This is a genomic window from Heterorhizobium halophytocola (assembly GCF_017873095.1).
GTDB lineage: Bacteria > Pseudomonadota > Alphaproteobacteria > Rhizobiales > Rhizobiaceae > Allorhizobium > Allorhizobium halophytocola.
Window position 1 is genome coordinate 16,335 of the sequence record NZ_JAGGJU010000003.1, and the last position, 16,826, is coordinate 33,160.

Below are 16,826 nucleotides of genomic sequence, written 5' to 3' on the forward strand. Positions count from 1 at the left end.
TCGAGGGCATTTCATGGGCCAGATCAAAGACCTCGGCCGCTGGGCTTGGCGGAAATACGCGCAGAATGGCAATTCGGCGTCGGGCTTCAATCAGACGAAGCATGAGGACATCTTTGCCTTCGTCGACGCGACGGAGGCCGCTCTGAGCTCCGCCGTCAATGGATTGATGGTCGGCAATGCCGCCGTTTTCGCGACCCGATCCGCATTGTTCGGCGACCTCGCGCATCCCTCGCAGACGCTCGGCGTCGTCTACAATGACGGAAACGCGGCCTATAACGGCGTCTATGTCAAAAGTGGATCGTCGGGCTCCGGATCCTGGTCCTTGACGGGGCTGGTGCTGCCCTCGGCCTTCTCTGCCGCGCTCGCCGATGTCGAGACCAAGACAGTACCGCTCTGGGGTCACATGACCAATATCGCCTCCGCCGCCTCGACCGATCTCGCCAGCGTGTCGAGTGACGCCGTGTCGGTGACCGGCGGCACCACCATTACCTCGTTCGGCATTGCTAACGACGGCGTGGAAAAGCTGGTGCGCTTCAACCAGGCGCTGACCCTGACCTACAACGCGACATCGATGATCCTACCGGGAGGCGCAAACATGGCGGTGGCCGCCGGCGACATCGGCATATTCCGATCAATCGGATCTGGTAACTGGCGCTGCATTTCCTTCCTTCGCAACAGCGGCAAGGCGCTCGCCGCGCCGGCCCGCTCGGAGATCGCCGAGCTTGCGACCGTCTGGACCTATGGCAGCAATATCGCCTCCGCTGCGACCATGGATCTTGCTGCCGCCGAGTTCTTCAACGTTACCGGGACGGCGGTGGTCGCGTCGCTGGGACCGGCGCCTCTCGGAACGCGCCGCACCCTTTACTTTACCAGTGTCGGCCTGACGCTGACCCACAATGCGACGTCGCTGCTGCTGCCGGGTGGCGCGAATATCGTCACGACATCGGGGGATGTCGCCGAGTTCGTGTGCGTCAATGCCGCCGGCAACTGGCGCTGCGTCTCCTATCAGAGATCCTCCGGCAAACCCCTTGTGCTTCCCAATGCGGCCGACGTAGGTCTTGGCAATATTGACAATACCGCTGATGCGGAGAAGCCGGTCTCGACCGCGCAGGCGGCGGCGATCGGGACAGCCAGCGCCGGTGCTGCCGCCGACATTAGTCTTTCAAGCGGCCAGGCGCTCGTGCCGATCGATGCCATCATCGGCATTCTGACCCGTGCCGGCATTGACGTCTCGGATTCGGATAAGGCGGCTCTGCTAGCGGCTCCGCCGGTCCTGGCGCTCGACTTTGCCAATGGCGCCTCGCTGGCGGTAGCCCGGGCGGACACGGGCACGCTGACAGGCAAGAACCGGCGGCTGAAGCCGGGCGTGATTGGGATCGGCCGCAGCACCTGCGATCCGCTGACCGGCGAACTGGTCGGCCTCCTGCTGGAGAACAACAGGGGCAATCTGTGGAGCTATTCCGACGATGTCAGCGCCGGCCAGTGGTCGAAGGGAAACTGCGCGGTTGAGCAGGGCACGGCAGAGGTTGTTGATCCGTCCGGCGGCCACGAGGCGGCCAAGTGGACCGAGAACATCGCGACCGGCAATCACCAGATCTTTCGTTCAGCGCCCGCCTTTGCGGCCCTGGAGGCGGACACGGTCTTTACCGAATGGCGGATCTACAAGGCGGGTACGCGCAGCCGCGTCATGCTTACGGCTGCCGGCAAGCAGGCGGTGTTCGACCTGACGACCGGCAATGTGCACGGCATCTACACCACGACCTCGGCCTATTGCCGCAAACTCCGCGACGGGTGGGTGCTCTGTGCGATGATTTTCCCCGTTCCGGCCGGCAGCACCACGTACACGATCTATGAGCGCATGGTGACCACGGCGCAGGTCACGAGCTATGCCGGCGATGGCGCAAGTTACCTCTATCGATACCACGCCGACGGCGGTCAACGCGGTTATGTCCAGCAACTGGTGAAGACCGGGTCTGCGGCGGCGGCACTGGCGGACGAACAGGCGGCGATCGATGTCGGCGGTTGGTTGCGGAAGGGAGCGGCGAGCCTGGTGGTCACCGCCCGGGCGCCGCTCGGCACGGACTGCACCGTTCTGCAACTCGACGACGGCACCGAGAGCAACCGCATCCGCCTCTACCGCATGGTGGACAGCACATGCCGCCTGCTGGTGACGGCAGGGGGCGTGCAGATCGCCAATCTCGATCTCGGCGCCTGGGCGGATGATACCGATCGAAGTCTGGCGCTGAGCTTCAGAACCGGAGGACTGGCCTGGGCGGTCAACGGCAAGGCTGTGGTAACGGCGGCCCTGTCCGGGTTTCCGGCCGGAATCGAGACGCTGCGGCTCGGTCGCAACAGCGCCTCCGGTTCCGGCGCTGTCATCATCCGCACTATCGAGGGGCATGCGCGCGGACTGTCCGACGGCGAACTGGTCGCCCGTGCAACGAGGCGGCCGGACGGGCGCATTGCCGCCTATGGCGACAGCATCACGGCCGGCAATGCGACGGGGGTGACGGACGGCTATGACTATCCGGCTATCCTGGAGCGGTTGCTGCAGCGGCCGGTGTTCAACGGGGGGGTGGGCGGCGAGACGTCGGCCCAGATCAAGACGCGGCTGCTGGCGGATGATGATCGCAAGAACTGGGTGTTCGTCATCGGTGCCGGGCGTAACGACGGCAATGCCCAGGCGGCGATCCTCGCCAACATCGCCGCCATGGTGGCAGACCTGCCTTATGGCGGTCGCTACCTAATTCTGTCGGTGCCCTATGCAGCCGACGCCAGTCAGGCGGAGATCGACTATGTCGGGGCGATCAATGCCGCCCTGGCATCTGCCTATGGCAACCGCTTCGTTGCCATCGACTGGTCGACGGTGACGCGCGTCAGCGATCATCTGCATCCCGACGATGCAGGCAATGCTGTGATTGCGGCGGCGCTGGCCTCGAAGGTGGGCCTGTTTGGCTTCTGACCAATCGGGCGCTCCGGAAATTCCAGAGACCAGAGGACAATTCCATGCTGATCGCCCATTGGCGGCAGGTGCAGATCCGCGCCTGGTCCGGGCGATCGGCCGTTCCCTCACAACAGAAAAGGATGATGATGATGATCGTCGATAACTGGCGGCGTGTAGTCGCGCTCTCTATCAGCTTCTGGATGCAGGTGGCCGGCCTTGTCGTGCTGATCTGGCCGGAGGCAAAATTCGTGCTGACGGGGGTAGATTCCGATCCCGTCTTTTTCTGGTGGGTGGGCGTGCTGCTGCTTGTCGTCGGCATTACCGGCCGCCTCTACGAGCAAAAGCTGTCCAAGTGGCGGGAATGGTTGCGCATCTGCGCGATCGTCGCGCTTGTCTTCGTACTTGCCTGGCTTTTCACCTCCGCTGCCCATGCCGCCCCCCCGACGGAGGCTGAGACGCTGGACATTGCGGTGCCCTTCATCGCTCAGGAGGAGGGAGAGGTGCTGGTTGCCTATCTCGACATTGTCGGCGTGCCGACGATCTGCTCGGGCTCGACGCGTGGCGTGAAGCTGGGAATGAAGAAGACCCGAGCAGAATGCCGGGCGCTGCTGCGGTCAGAGGTCGCGGAATTTCGCAACAAGCTGCACGGCTACTTCACGCCCGCAACTCTGAATTACCGTCTCACCCCGTCGCGTGACACCGCCTATACCTCGACGGCGTTCAACTGCGGGATCGAGGCGATCGGCAAAAGCACTGCGACCAAGCGTCTGAACGCCGGCGACATTGCCGGCGGGTGCGAGGCGCTGAGCTGGTGGAACAAGGCGGGCGGCCGTGTGATCCGCGGGCTTGCCGCCCGGCGCGAGCGGGAACGAGCCCTCTGCCTGAAGGGTCTCTGATGTTCTCGAACCTCTCCAACATCATCAAGATCCCGGCCGCCCTGCTGATCGGCATGACGATCGCGGCTCTGGTGCTGATCCTTCTCTATGAGGGTATCAGCCTGCCGGTGATCGGTCAGGTCATCAACGGGCGGGTGGCGAATGCGGTCGACGCCGCGACCTCGACGATGGCCACGCAGGCCGAGCTCGATGCGGCGAGGGCGGTGATCGAGCGTGAGCGAGCGCTGCGGAACGCGGCGACCAGCGCGGCGACGGAAGCCAGGAGGCGAGCCGAGGCGGCGGCGCAGCTTGCCGGCGATCGGCAGATCGAGATCGAGCGGCTGGCCGGCGAGGCGAGGGCGGCCGGCAATCTTTCCACGCCATCGGAGGAGGACCTGAAATGGTACGGCTCGCATCCTTGATTCTCGTGCCGGCGGTGTTGCTCGCGATCGGCGCCAGCGGCAGAGCCTGCCAGACGACGCAGGACCGTCTCTCCAGCGCAAAAGTGACCGAGGCCGTCGCCAAGGTGAGGATAGAACTTCCAGAGCTTCCCGAGGCCTGTGTGGCGGAAATGGAGCGGGCCTATCCTAAAGCTGGTGAGCCGTGGGTGATCTTGCAGAAGCGGTGGGAGATCCTGGCCGCAAACCGCGATCAGATGTCGGCGGACTGCAAGACCTGGTGGGACGATTATCGCAATCGGCTTGCTGCTGAATAGTGACCTTCAGGGGCGATCGAAGGGGCAGACCGCCCCTGAAAGTCTGGCGGATCGCATCGATCTCGCCCTGCGCTGGTCTAGGGGCATTCACGTGAATGGCGTCTGAACGCCAGATCTAGCGGCAGATCAAAAAGGGGTGGCCCGCGCATTTGTGTGATGGGAACAACAGGGGGCGCGGGCCGGGGCAACGTGCGTCCACACGTTGACTTGGAGATTACGCCTAGCAGCAGCGGTGACAACCCTGAAAAGCGATGGGTTCAGCGGGCGCGTGAACGGAAAACTACGACAAGGGCAGTGGGGTAGATGGCATCTGGAGAACTGCAGGACATGACAACCTCAAACGGCTTCGATCCCATGGCCCAATACGCTCGTCTGAGCGAGCGGGTAGAAAATCAGGGCAAGGATATCGTCGATCTCCGGTCCAACATGAACACCGGGTTTCAGACGATCAACTCTGCGATTTCGCAGCTCTCCAACGAGCTCCGGAATAATAGCAAGACGCAATGGCCGGTGATCTGGTCGGCCGCCGGCGTCTGCTCGGCAATGCTGATTGCCGCCGGCACCTTCGTCTACGGCACATTGAGCAACCGGCAGGATCGGATGGATGTCGGGCTCGCCGAGTTCACCAAGGCGGCAATCACGCGGCAGGAGATGGAATGGCGCCAGGCGCGCGCGGCCGAGGACCGGGCGCGCATGGATTCATCGATCAAGGAAGTGCGAGACGCCCAGGTGCCGCGCGAGGAGCTCGATCGCGTCTGGCAGAGCTACGATCAGCGCTTTTCCGATCAGCAGCGGCAGGTTGACGACATCAAGCAGGCGCAGGGGAGCGTGTATGGGGCGCGGGATGTCTTGCTGGATCTTCGGGATCGGATCGACCGGATAGAGCAGCAGAGGCTCTCACGGGCGGAATAGGTGCTCAAAAAAGGCCCGCGCTCGCGGAGGGAAGGGGGGCGAACACGGGCTAGGCTGCGCCAAAGACGGCTGTATGGAGGATTGATATGAACCTAGGGCGGGATAATGGCACTTCAAGCTGATGCCGGCTTGTTATTTGCCGTATCCATCGTCGGTACAAGGTCGAAAACCTGCTCACAAAGGCATTGAAACGACCCGATATCGGGTTTTATATCAGCGCATGATTGAGAAGCACGCGAACATGTCGGGGATGCTGGCGCCCGATGACCTGCAAGTCCTGCAGAAGATCTTCGATATTATCTGCGAAAAGCGGCATATTGCGAAGAATTCTATCGAGGCAAAGCGCGAGGCGAGGATTCTGCTCGATATCTACATGGCCGGCATACGGTCCGAAAGCCAACTGCTGGGCATGCTCGTGTAAGGCAGTTTCCGAATTTCGTCTCGTGATCACTCCCGGTCGTGACTACAATTGCGTTTACCGCGGCTGATTGGTTGTCTGAATGACATTACGCACCTTATCGTAATCATGTCCGCTGGTCGACAGGAAGCGTCCAGACATTGCCCTGCGTAAGATGTAGAAATAGAAGGTCTCGTATTTCCACATAGACCGGGGTGTCTTTGGCGAGATCGTCCGGTCCTATATTGCGGCAAATCGCTAATGAGGCGTGATCTGGGTCCTTTCCTCCTTCGGCATCGATTATGCAGTCATCGTACGCATGGAGAGCCTGCGCCGCAGGGCTACTTGGTGCCCTTATCTCTCTAAGCGTTTCTGCTGTACATGAGAAAATATCCCAGAGAGAATTGCGAGGCGGTGCATTGTCGCTGAGAATTTCGCGAATTTTTTCTAAATTATCCCTAGTCTCAGGCATGCGCCAAACTGACAGGCATCCCGCCAGGAGATCCCTGTCATTGATAAATTTAGGTTTCACCCCGGCACTGTTGTAGTGAGACGATTTCCCGAACGCGCCTCGGCATAGCAGTTCCTCTCCCGCGATTGGTCCTGGAGAAGCTTCGTCCTGCTGAACGCTCTCATCGGGGCAAGTCGAGCAAGGCATTATGATTGTATAAGTCTCGCTACCGAAATTTCTGCAAACTTGTTGTTAAGCCGGCCATACTCGCTCACCGCCATTTTCCAGGCAGAGAGGGCGGACGTTGATGCAAAACCGGTAACATATCCTTTTCCGAGAAAAGTTAGCGTAAAAGACCCTGTCCCCGCCTTATCTAGCCAACGCAAGACAACGGATCCATCGTCGGGGTCAACTTCTGCTTCCGGTTGCGAGACATTAGAAGGAAGACAGGACGCAACATGGAGGATGTCCTGAATTACCGCATCTGGTGGAGGGACAGTGTCGGGCCCTGCCCAACCCACCTGCAGTCGAGCAAGCTCTTTCGTTAAGTTTTGTGCCATCGGCGGATGTACGGTTGCGTCATCAACCCGATTTCTCGCTGCGGCGCTCGCTGAAGATCTTTTGATCTGTGGTACGGCAGCTGTGCCATGATCAACATAGGCCTGGTTCAGATAAACCACATTTCCATATGCTCGATGGGCACGAACCGCTCGCTTTTGAAGATTTGTATGTGAAGATAGCTTTTCCATCGCTTCGAAATCGGACAGATCACTGTCATCCTCATCAAAGAGATCCAAATCAGCGGCGAGATATTCACTTGCCCACAAGGTTTCACCGTAGGCACTAAGTCTTTGATTGGTGATGTCAAAAGTGCTCATGGTCGCTGCTAAGCCCTATCCTTTGCCCCATTTTTTTAGTTATTAACTCGCTCATTATGTTCTTGTTCACATCATGCAAATTATTGAACATTACGTCGAGCTGTGCAAGATTACTATCGATTAGTTCTTGAACCTTTAAGTCGGTACCCGTGTTTCTGAGCTGGTAATGGGTTACTTTGATATAGGTCTCACTCTCTCTCGGAACAACGTCGGCGTTCAGATTGTGAAGCGTGCGGGAGCGCTCGGCGAAGTCACCCATCCAACCTATGTGTGAATGCCAGCTGCGACCGGCTTTGAACGCCCACTCGGGCACGAATCGGCATCGATTCATTAGTTGGTCGAGAGCGTAGTCCGGATCTTGAGTGATAAACGTATCTCTTACCGCCAGCTCCACTGAGCTTATAAGCAAATTGTCTTTAAGCGCGCTAATCGCAGACAGAGCGTTTTGTAGAATTCGGAGCACCGAATTCCAAACTCGCTGCCATCGGGAATATAAGAAGCATTCAATTTCGATCTTATTGCCGCCGACGGTCATTGACCAAGTCGGGTTTCCGTCAGGCTTCATGAACGAAAAGACCAAGCCGGGAAGTTTGACTTCTCGGCCACCAACGTCAATCTCGACTTCCAATGGTGTTCTCGCCGGCAAGGAATCGCGCCATTTTTCATGCGACTGATCAATAGCGACGATTGCATTGGGGCTAAGCGCGGTGGTGAACATCACCGAAAACTTAATACTCTCAATGGCGTGATCATCGTTGATAGGGCGGAAAACCAAAGTTTCGTCCACGCATCTCTCCAATTTCGCGACTCGTGGGCCGGCGAGCAGTTTTCATGTAGTGGACCAAAAACACCAATCTGCTGAAAACTGCAATCGCTCGCCGCAAATAACGTTGCCAGCCGCCTCTATTGGGCGAGCTGCTGAATTCTTGAACCAAGTGTCGCCGCTCATTTGGCTGGAGTTGTCGGGGTGTTTACCGCAGTTGGTTGGTAGTCTCATCACATTGTTGCTGGGATTGCCGCAGGCAGAGCATACCATTTTGCCGTCGATAGTGCGCAGGTCGTTTTCCATCCCAAATCGCCTTTGAAGCCCCCACCGATTTAGCAGTGCCCGCCTACTAATTGGTTCGGGCTTACCAGTCGGCCAGAGCATCCCTGGCTCAAAAAACATTCTTGCAAAGCGCGAACGGATAGGGAACAAAGGGCGGGTTTTTCTCACCGTTATCCAAAGAGTGTGCCATGCGCGAGAAACCCGTTTCGGCGGAATTGCAAAGCTGCATCTGGATCCGGCTCAACTGTCTTCGCAGGCCGATCAGGAATGCTTTTGGCGGAACCGGGCAGAGCCGACGGCGAGAGCCTGATTTGGTTCCGTCGATCGCGACAGAGATCGCGCAAGGCGTGCAGCGCCAATTCGATGTGACACTCGGGCGGGAGGCGGCGAGTGAAGCCGATGTCATCGCCGAGACGAAGGCGGCGCTCTTGTTCATAAGTGATGAGATGGCCAAGCAGTGGGCGGGGCGCGAGCCGAAGGTGGCCGATAAAGCCGGCCATGACATTGCAGCCTTGCTGCAGCTGGCGCTGATGGATCGGTTCACCTTCGTCGCCAAGCCGCTGGCGCCAGTCAAGCCGGGGGCTCAGATGTGGTGCGGACTGGCGGAAGATTGACGGTGGCTAGCGGATATCCCTGTCGGGCCGATGTTCGAGGCAGAACCAGTCCGTGCGGCTCTTCCGGTCATAGCCGAACGATCCCCACTTCCTGCAGCGGTCGTGCTGGCAATAGTGCTCTTCGTGGACCTGGTCGGATGTCTTCGTCTCGTCGGGCATGGTGCGTTCCATTCGTCTTTTGCCGCTCGTCTCAATAGCTTGGCGGCAGTGAACGAAAATAGAACAAACGGGTGCATCAAAGCAAGCATCTGCTGGTGGAAACCGTTTACACGAGTTTGAGATTGTTCAATGAGAGGCAGGGCTGCCACTGTAAACGGATGGCAAGAGACAGCCTGCAAATCCTGAGGTCGGCCTTGGCCTTCTAAGCCGATGCTCTTAGTGCGCTACGGAGGCCCACCGTTGAAGACGATTATGACGCCACTAGCCGCGGCGCCCACTGCGAATATGAAAATCGAACTGTAGATCAACCCGTTGGCAACCTTCACCCGTGGTTCCAGATGCCGCCTGAGGTATCTTGAGATCGCATATAGCTTCGCATGACGGATGTGACCGACGAAAACCCCTCTGATCCTGGACGTCACCTCATTCATTGTGATTGCCCCAAGGAGGTGACCTGACCCGTTGATCAATATGCTTAATATCGAAAAAAGCAGCATCACTTTTGCTGCAAGCACGGCTGACTGCGTCGGCGCCGCAATCTGTCCTGATAAAAGTGTCAGCGACGCTAATATGGCTGCTCCGTTAAGAAGTATCATGCTTCGTAACGCTTCCAAGGAAAGTTGTATCATCGCGCCAGTGCGTTGTTCGTACCATTCCCTCCACATCGTCACGAGGCCCTCATTAAGAGCTCTGCGATTTCTCACGAAATCCATTTGACGGTCGTGGAAAAGCTTTGCTTCAATCCAATCCTCATCCCAGTCGAATTCGGCGCTTTCGACTTTCCTTTTTTCCAGCTGTAGCCTTTCGCTCTCGACATAATTTTCGAGGCCCAGAATGCCGGTCTCTTCGTGCCAACCAGACTGCCAGTTTTTGATGATGCGTGCCCATTCAGCCTTGACGGTTGCAACTGTGCTCAATTCCTCTGGCGGGGCAATTTTCTTCTTGGGAGGCTGCTCGTTCATCCGCTTACTCCAATCCGGGCGTCGGCAATGCAAATGAGAGCATTGGGGCTTCGCTGCTACCGTCGACTAAATATTCATCATGCGGCCGAGCAAGATAACTCGTCAACGCTGGTATTCAGCGTGGCACTTGCAGGCACAGGGTGAGGGGAGTGATCCTAAATGGGTTTTGTTTTCAATAGGGCTCATCACCCTCACTTTATAAGTTAAGTGCCTGAAATTGCCGCGATCTAGGACAATTGGCGGGGGCACCATCTTCTTTTCCGGTATCGGATCTCTCTGAATTTGTAGGTGCTTGTCGGTCGCGGTGCGGCGGGGCAGATGTCTGCCGAACGCGGCTTCGGTCTCGTGCGCGCCTGGCACGCCTGGAGAATCGGCTCGCGCTCTTCGCGGCGGCGGAAGCGCTTCGGGGGAGCCGACACAGGGTTAGCCGGCGCACCACTCCTGCGCCATCCTGTTCGCCCCCCGCGCCTTCAGCGCCCGTCAGTGATGGCCCTTGCCTTTACCGTGCGCGCCCTTGCCATGCCCGGTGCCCTTGCCGTGGCCATGTCCCTGATCGCCGCCATGGGCGCTTGCATGGCCCTTGCCATGGTCGCCGTGCTTTCCTTGACCCTCGCCGTGACCTTTTCCATGGCCATGCTTGCCCCGTCCGTGGCCTTTGCCATGACCCTTTCCATGATCGCCATGACCGGAGTTTTCGGCATCCTTGCCGTGGTCGCCATGCTTGCCATCGCCGTTGCCACTGTTATTCCCGTTCCCGTTCCCGTTCCCGTTCCCGTTCCCGTTCCCGTTCCCGTTCCCGTTCCCGTTCCCGTTCCCGTTCCCGTTCCCGTTCCCGTTCCCGTTGCCGTTGCCGTTGCCGTTGCCGTTGCCGTTGTCATTGCCAGTTCCATTGCCCGCATTGGAGTCATCCCGGCCGCCATCGTTCTGGTTGGCGCCATTGCCGTCCCCGGTTCCATTGCCGATGCCGCTGTTGGAGGACGGCGAGGAGGCGCGGCTGCCATCGTTAGCGTCGTCATTGCCGGTAGCGGACGCGCTGCTGGCGGAGGGGACGGAGACGGAAGCCAGGGGGGCGGATGTGGGGGAGACCTGGGAAATCGTCGGCACCGACGATATTCCCGCGACGCTCATGCCTGTCTTCGCATCGACATTGGCGCTCTGGCCCGGCCGCAGGCTGGTTCTTTGTCCGCTGGCAAAGGCGGTCACCTGGACCAGGCCGCGGTTCACCGAGACGGAGGCTGTGCGCTTGCCGACCTTCACGGTGAAATGGGTGCCCTTGACCACGGCGGCGAGATAGGGCGTCTGCACGGTGGTATGCGGCCGACTGCGCTTTTCCACTTCGAGTTCGATGCTGCCGGTCTGTTGAAGGACTTCGGTCGTCCTGTTGCCGGCGGTGCTGAACAGGCCGATCATCGTTTGCGGCTGCAACGCGATCATCTCGACGCCGCGGGTCAGTTCGACGCGTCCACGCCGCCCGGTCGAGATCCAGGCCTTGTTCGGGATCGTCACGCCTTGATGCACCGGGCGCCAGTTCCTGTTGTCGATGCTGAAGCTGACCTGGCGCGTGGTTTTCGCCACATACCAGTCCTCTACCGCCGCCAGCGCCTGAAGGGGAAAGAGGCAGCATAAGGCAGCGACCAGAAGAGACCGGATGGGGGACATTGCATAGAACTCCGCGTTTGATTACGGCGAAGCTACACAATGAAGCTCTTAATTTAGCGTTGAAAACCCCTGATAATTTATTGTAATTTATAGCGATTTTCGTCCGGAAAGTCGTCTTCGACATAGGAACCGGGGCACTACGGCGATTGCGTCGCTGCCGGTATCAGCCCGAGACGCAGGTCCTCTCGTCGGCCATCAGCGTGGCGCAGGACCGCGTCGCCGGCGCACCCTTGGCAGGGGTTGGACGTGCCCGAATGGCTCGCACCCCCCGCAGTTCCGGGGGAGAAGCGCAGCGACCCGCTCCACGAGCAAGCCTTGGCACGGGCTGTGCGGCCGGCTTTGGGGGATGATCCCCTCTGTTTCGCTAAATGATAAGCCTACTAACAGCTTCTGATTGCACATGGTCTGAAAATACAGCGAATAAAATATATTCATCATCTCTAAACTATTAAGTTTTATGGATAATGAAAGCTTAAGTTCGCTCAGGTGCACCCATGTCGTTTCCGACCCTTCCTTCCGTCCTGCAATCCGCTCTGGCGCTCTCGCTGCTGGCGGGATGCACCACGACGAAGGCGCCGGAAGCACGGATCGCTCTGCCGGAGAAGTTCACCACGGGATCGGTACGACCGATGACAGAGGGCGTCAATGCGCTGGCCTGGTGGCAGGGGTTCGGCGACGACACGCTGAGCGCGCTCGTGCGCCTGGGTCTGGAGGAAAACCTGTCGCTGCGGCAGGCGGGCGAGCGACTTGATATCGCTCGCATCCGGGCCGTCGCATCGGGTGCCGCCTGGATGCCGGGTCTGACGGCGAGCGCGCAGGCGGGGCGTTACGGCAGCGGCCGGACGGACGATGTCGCGGTCGGCAACAATGCCGGTGCCGGGCTGCAATTCTCCTGGCTGATCGACCTCTTCGGCCGCCGCAAAATGACCCGGCAGGCCGCATTTGCCGAACAGCAGGCGGCGGTTGCCGATGTCGAGGCAGTGCGGCTTGCCTATGTCACCGACATCGTCTCGACCTATATCGATCTGCAATATTACCGCAGGGCGATCGCGATCAGCGGCGAGAACCTGGCATCCTATCGCAACACGCTTGCTCTGACGCAGACGATGCGCGATTCCGGCGTGGCCAGCAATCTCGACATCGCCCAGGCGCAAGCGCTGGTCGATGCCGCGGCGGCAGAGATGCCGGCCCTTCAGATCCAGTTGCACCGAAGCGCGAACCATCTGGCGACCCTGCTTGGCAGGACCGCCACCGATTTCCTCAAGACCGTTCCGGGCAAGGGCGGGCAGCCGCGGCTGACGCGCCCGCTGGATGTCGGCATTCCGGCAGACCTGCTGCGCAACCGTCCCGACATCCGGCGCGAGGAACGGTTGCTGGCGGCCTCCGCCGCCCGGATCGGAATTGCCGAAAGCCAGCTTTATCCCTCCCTGTCTCTGACCGGCAATATCGACGTGACCCGGATACTGGCCTCCGGCCTGACATCGACGGGCGTCGCCTGGAGTTTCGGGCCGGCGCTTATCGCCCCGATCCTCGATGGCGGACGCCTGAGGGCCGAAGTCGATGTCGCCGCCGCCCGCAGCCGCATCCAGTATCTGCGTTGGCGGGAAAACGTCTTGCGCGCCGTCGAGGAGGTCGAAAATGCGCTGGTGGCCGTCCATCGCGGCAATGCCGAGACCGCGGCGCTCAACCGCAAGGTCTCGTCGTCCAGGCGCGCTCTGAAACTGGCGCGTGACAGCTATGCCGGCGGCGCCAGCGTCGTCCTCGACGTGCTCGAGGCAAATCGTTCGCTGGGTTCGGCAAGGCTCGATCTCGCGCAAAGCCAGCGCGGCACGGCCATCGCCTATGTCAGCCTCTATGTGGCGGTCGGCGGCGGCGCCGCGGTCCTGCCGGTGCAAGGCCCGTCGCGCGATATCTGAGCGCTCGACGGGCATTCCCGCGCGCTGCTCTCAGGTTCCGCATCTTCGGCTTGGCGGATATGCTGGCCCCCAGGCAGCGGGACGCCGTTGTCGCCCATCACAACTGTTTGTCCGGCCGGCCGCCGGACCGGATCAGCCGGTATTCCGGACCGGTGCCGCTGCCGTTTCCGCCATCCGGTTGTCGATCTGCTTCAGGGTCGCGGCAAAGGCCTGATCCATCTTCTGCAACAGGGCGGAAAGCTCCGTTTGGCCAATGCCCTTGCCGGTGCGCAGCCGTGTTTCCATGCTTTCGGCCAGCGCCGACAGGCCGGAGGCCCCGACCATGCGGCTGGAACTCTTGATCGTATGGGCCGGCAGGATCGCATCCTGCACATTGCCGGTCGCAAACGCGCCGCGGATGGCTTCCAGATAATCCTTGGTGTCGTTGCGGTAGAAGGAGATCAGCGTGTCGAACTTCTTCATCGCGCTTCTGGTCCGCTCGAATTCCGGCCAATCCATCAGCGACACCTTTCTGGCTTCCGGCGCTGCTGCCGCGCCCACCGGCTTGGCCGCAGGAGGCCTTGCCGAGGCAAGGGGGGAGGGCGCTCCCGCCTGCGCGCGCGGCGGTGTCTCGGAGGAGGGCGGCGTTGGCGCGGGAGAATTTTTCCGAGTGTCCGACGCCTGCAGCGGCGCGGGCGTCCTTTCCGCCACCGGTGCCGGTTCGCCGACCGGTGCGCCCGCTGCCGCCGGTGCCGCCTGCAGCATCGGCCGCGGCGGGGCTGCCGACGCTTCGGCCGCTGTCGGCGCAACCTGTTCAATCGCCTCGGCCGGCTCCGCCGGCTGCCGCAAACCGATGAATTCGTCGCGCTCGGCCAGCCTGGAGAACAGGTCGTTCAGGCTCTGCACCTGCAGCGGCTTCGGCAGGAATTCGTCCATCCCGGCATCGAGGCATCGTTCCCGGTCGCCCTTCAGCGCATTGGCCGTCAGCGCCACGATCGGCGCCCGCTTGATCTTTCCGGAGGCCATCTCCACACGCAGGATGCCGCCGGCCTCGTAGCCGTCCATCACCGGCATCTGGCAATCCATGAAAATGATGTCGTAGTCCTGCTCGGACGCCTTGTGGATCGCCTTCTTGCCATCGGTTGCGGTATCGATGACAAAGCCGAAATCGGCGAGAAATTCGTCCGCGATCAACAGGTTGACGTGGTTGTCATCGACCAGCAGCAGCTTCTTGCCGGAAAAATGGTGGGGTGTGGCTTGCGCGGGGACTGCCCCCGGGGCGCGCGGTTCGGACTGCAGATCCAGCGCCTGCGCCACCGCGTCCGCCAGCTGGTTGCCGAGAAACGGCTTGACCAGCACGTGATCGAAGGCCTTGTAGTTCCGGTTCAGGGCCATGTCGCCGAGGATCATCGATTTGGCGTTGGGAACGATCTTGTCCTTGATCAGGTGCCAGTGATTTTTCGCGTTGTGCACATCGCCGTTGCAGTCGAACATCAACAGGTCGAAATCGCCGTTCGTCTCGCAATCCCGCAGGATCTCCGTCTCCAGGTAGTCGCTATAGCCGAAATGGCGCACGCGGGTATCGCTGGCGGCAAAGGCCGCATCGACGATCTTGCGCACGGATTTGGACGTCGCGATCAGCGCGATGCGGCCCCTGGCGATACGGTCCTGCTTTTCGGCCGGGATTACCGTCACCGGCAGGGTGAAGGTGAAGGTCGAGCCCTTTCCGGATACGCTGGCAACCGAGATCGTTCCGCCCATGGCCGCGCAGAGCTGCCTGCAGATCGACAGGCCGAGCCCCGTTCCGCCGTAGGTCCTGGTGGTGCCGGTATTGGCCTGGGCGAAGCGTTCAAACAGGCCCTTCAATTCCGCATCCGTCATGCCGATGCCGTGATCGATAACGGAGATGGATACCGAGCCGTCGCATTCGGACTTGGCGTCGTCGGAGGCAACGAATTTGGCCGAAACGATCACTTCACCCCTATTGGTGAACTTGATCGCGTTCGACACCAGGTTGCCGACGACCTGTCTCAACCGCATCGGGTCGAGTTTTACAAAGCGCGGCAGCGAGGCATCGATGTCCAGCAGCAGCGAGATCCCCTTGTCGTTGGCATTGGCGAGATAGAAGGCGACCGCTTCCTGCAATTGCGCGGGAAGGTCGATGCGCACGGGATCGATCGCCAGCTTGCCGCTTTCCAGCTTGGACATGTCTAGGATGTCGTTGAGGATCGTGAGCAAGGTCGACCCGGAACGCCTGATCTGCTCGGTATAGCGCCGTTGCGTCTGTGTCAGGTCGCTCCTGCCCAGCAGTTCGACCATGCCGAGCACGCCGTTCAGGGGCGTGCGGATTTCGTGGCTCATATTGGCGAGGAATTCGGACTTGGCGTTGTTGGCATCGCGTTCCTTCTGCGCGGCAAGCTTCAGGCTGCGATTTGTGGCCCGGCTGCGCGTCTCGAACAGGATGAACAGGGTGGCCGCACCGAGGGACACCAGCAGCAGTCCGCCAATGAAAAAGGCCAGGGTCGCCACCTGATCGAAAACCTCCCGGAAATTGAGGGTCACCGCCACATTGGTCGCAAGGGTCGCCGGAACGGTCGACCTGTTGACAAACAGCGCACCACTGTCCGTCCCGGCGGCAGGATCGATCGCCAGCTTTTGCAGGGATATACCATCGAAATAGCGGGCATCGGCAAGGTCGGCAGAGGTAAGGTTTTCGGAGACGTCTTTGAGGACCTGGGCGAGGTCCAGAACGGCATAGGTGACGACATATCTCTGTCGATCCGCCCCCAGCCGCAGCCGCAGCGGGTCCGGCAGAACAAGGCTTTGCGCAAAGACGATATCGGTGCTGCCGAGCCCGCCCAGAAAGCCCGGATAGGATTTGGCCCCAAACGCCATCACAAGGCCGGGCTTGCTGTTCAACCGGGCGAGTGTCTTGGCGAAGTCCGCTGCATCGGGATCCAGGCTGCTTCCGTCCGTCAGGTAGACCTTGTGATAGGCGCGCTGGTCGGAATAGAAAAAGCCCAATTCCTTGAGATAAAGGGAATTGCGGCTGGCCTGGCTGAGCTTGGTATTCACCGCGTCCTCCTGACCTGCGGCGATGAAGCCTTGCAGATCCTTGACGCGGATGATGGCGATGTCGGCCTGTTGCCGCAGGATACGCGCCGAGGCCTTGGCCTCCTGCTTAAAGCGCGCCTTGTGGGTCGCCAGTGTCTGCTGGGCGTACCACGCCACAAGACCGACCGTCAGAAGCAGGATTGCAGCCACCAGAAAATAATGCAGGCGGAAGGTCGCGTTTTTTTCAGGTGCCGGTTTCATAG

At 60.3% G+C, this 16,826-nt stretch carries 15 protein-coding genes; 8 read left to right on the forward strand and 7 right to left on the reverse strand.

What is annotated here, in order from left to right; genetic code table 11:
* Nucleotides 1–13: 13 nt before the first annotated feature.
* The 6 genes from J2Z17_RS05595 to J2Z17_RS05620 all read left to right on the forward strand — a co-directional run bounded on the left by J2Z17_RS05595 (nt 14) and on the right by J2Z17_RS05620 (nt 5,867).
* The gene (locus J2Z17_RS05595; protein WP_209943044.1) at nt 14–2,962 is read left to right on the forward strand and encodes an SGNH/GDSL hydrolase family protein; all 2,949 of its coding nucleotides are present in this window, start codon (nt 14–16) and stop codon (nt 2,960–2,962) included.
* Nucleotides 2,963–3,006: 44 nt separating this feature from the next.
* Complete coding sequence (locus tag J2Z17_RS05600) at nt 3,007–3,840, forward strand: lysozyme (RefSeq protein ID WP_209943046.1); 834 nt, start codon at nt 3,007–3,009, stop codon at nt 3,838–3,840.
* Entirely contained in the window at nt 3,840–4,241 is a 402-nt protein-coding gene (locus J2Z17_RS05605; RefSeq protein WP_209943048.1) for a hypothetical protein, read from the forward strand. Before J2Z17_RS05600 ends, J2Z17_RS05605 begins: the two co-directional genes overlap by 1 nt.
* Nucleotides 4,220–4,534, forward strand: a complete 315-nt coding sequence (locus tag J2Z17_RS05610) for a hypothetical protein (protein ID WP_209943050.1) — start codon at nt 4,220–4,222, stop codon at nt 4,532–4,534. Before J2Z17_RS05605 ends, J2Z17_RS05610 begins: the two co-directional genes overlap by 22 nt.
* 327 nt (nt 4,535–4,861) lie before the next feature.
* The gene (locus J2Z17_RS05615; RefSeq protein ID WP_209943052.1) at nt 4,862–5,446 is read left to right on the forward strand and encodes a hypothetical protein; all 585 of its coding nucleotides are present in this window, start codon (nt 4,862–4,864) and stop codon (nt 5,444–5,446) included.
* Between the two features lie 220 nt (nt 5,447–5,666).
* On the forward strand, nt 5,667–5,867 hold the full coding sequence (locus J2Z17_RS05620; protein WP_209943054.1) for a hypothetical protein: 201 nt from the start codon (nt 5,667–5,669) through the stop codon (nt 5,865–5,867).
* A gap of 633 nt (nt 5,868–6,500) precedes the next feature.
* On the opposite strand, the gene J2Z17_RS05625 is transcribed toward J2Z17_RS05620, so the two are convergent.
* The 3 genes from J2Z17_RS05625 to J2Z17_RS05635 are packed head-to-tail and all read right to left on the reverse strand — an operon-like array spanning nt 6,501 to nt 8,241.
* Nucleotides 6,501–7,172 carry a hypothetical protein gene (locus tag J2Z17_RS05625; protein WP_209943057.1) on the reverse strand — a complete coding sequence of 224 codons (672 nt, stop codon included), beginning with the start codon at nt 7,170–7,172 and terminating at the stop codon, nt 6,501–6,503.
* Nucleotides 7,159–7,959 (reverse strand): TIGR04255 family protein, encoded by an 801-nt coding sequence (locus J2Z17_RS05630; protein ID WP_209943059.1) that lies wholly within the window; start codon nt 7,957–7,959, stop codon nt 7,159–7,161. Before J2Z17_RS05630 ends, J2Z17_RS05625 begins: the two co-directional genes overlap by 14 nt.
* Nucleotides 7,960–8,001: 42 nt before the next feature.
* Nucleotides 8,002–8,241 carry a hypothetical protein gene (locus J2Z17_RS05635; protein WP_209943060.1) on the reverse strand — a complete coding sequence of 80 codons (240 nt, stop codon included), beginning with the start codon at nt 8,239–8,241 and terminating at the stop codon, nt 8,002–8,004.
* A gap of 167 nt (nt 8,242–8,408) precedes the next feature.
* Here J2Z17_RS05635 and J2Z17_RS05640 point away from each other — a divergent pair, with 167 nt between their 5' ends.
* Entirely contained in the window at nt 8,409–8,834 is a 426-nt protein-coding gene (locus tag J2Z17_RS05640; RefSeq protein WP_209943061.1) for a hypothetical protein, read from the forward strand.
* 6 nt (nt 8,835–8,840) lie between these two features.
* Here J2Z17_RS05640 and J2Z17_RS05645 read toward each other — a convergent pair whose 3' ends face one another.
* From J2Z17_RS05645 to J2Z17_RS05655, 3 genes are all read right to left on the reverse strand, one after another.
* Nucleotides 8,841–8,993, reverse strand: a complete 153-nt coding sequence (locus J2Z17_RS05645; RefSeq protein ID WP_209943062.1) for a hypothetical protein — start codon at nt 8,991–8,993, stop codon at nt 8,841–8,843.
* A 224-nt stretch (nt 8,994–9,217) separates the two neighbouring features.
* Nucleotides 9,218–9,955 carry a hypothetical protein gene (locus tag J2Z17_RS05650; protein ID WP_209943063.1) on the reverse strand — a complete coding sequence of 246 codons (738 nt, stop codon included), beginning with the start codon at nt 9,953–9,955 and terminating at the stop codon, nt 9,218–9,220.
* Nucleotides 9,956–10,435: 480 nt separating this feature from the next.
* A complete protein-coding gene (locus tag J2Z17_RS05655) occupies nt 10,436–11,530 on the reverse strand; it encodes a FecR domain-containing protein (RefSeq protein ID WP_342454376.1) in 1,095 nt (364 codons plus the stop codon).
* Nucleotides 11,531–12,108: 578 nt separating this feature from the next.
* Here J2Z17_RS05655 and J2Z17_RS05660 point away from each other — a divergent pair.
* Nucleotides 12,109–13,530: an efflux transporter outer membrane subunit gene (locus tag J2Z17_RS05660; RefSeq protein ID WP_209943065.1), complete on the forward strand. Its 1,422-nt coding sequence runs from the start codon at nt 12,109–12,111 to the stop codon at nt 13,528–13,530.
* A 132-nt stretch (nt 13,531–13,662) separates the two neighbouring features.
* On the opposite strand, the gene J2Z17_RS25365 is transcribed toward J2Z17_RS05660, so the two are convergent.
* Entirely contained in the window at nt 13,663–16,824 is a 3,162-nt protein-coding gene (locus J2Z17_RS25365) for a hybrid sensor histidine kinase/response regulator (protein ID WP_209943067.1), read from the reverse strand.
* Between the last annotated feature and the right edge of the window lie 2 nt (nt 16,825–16,826).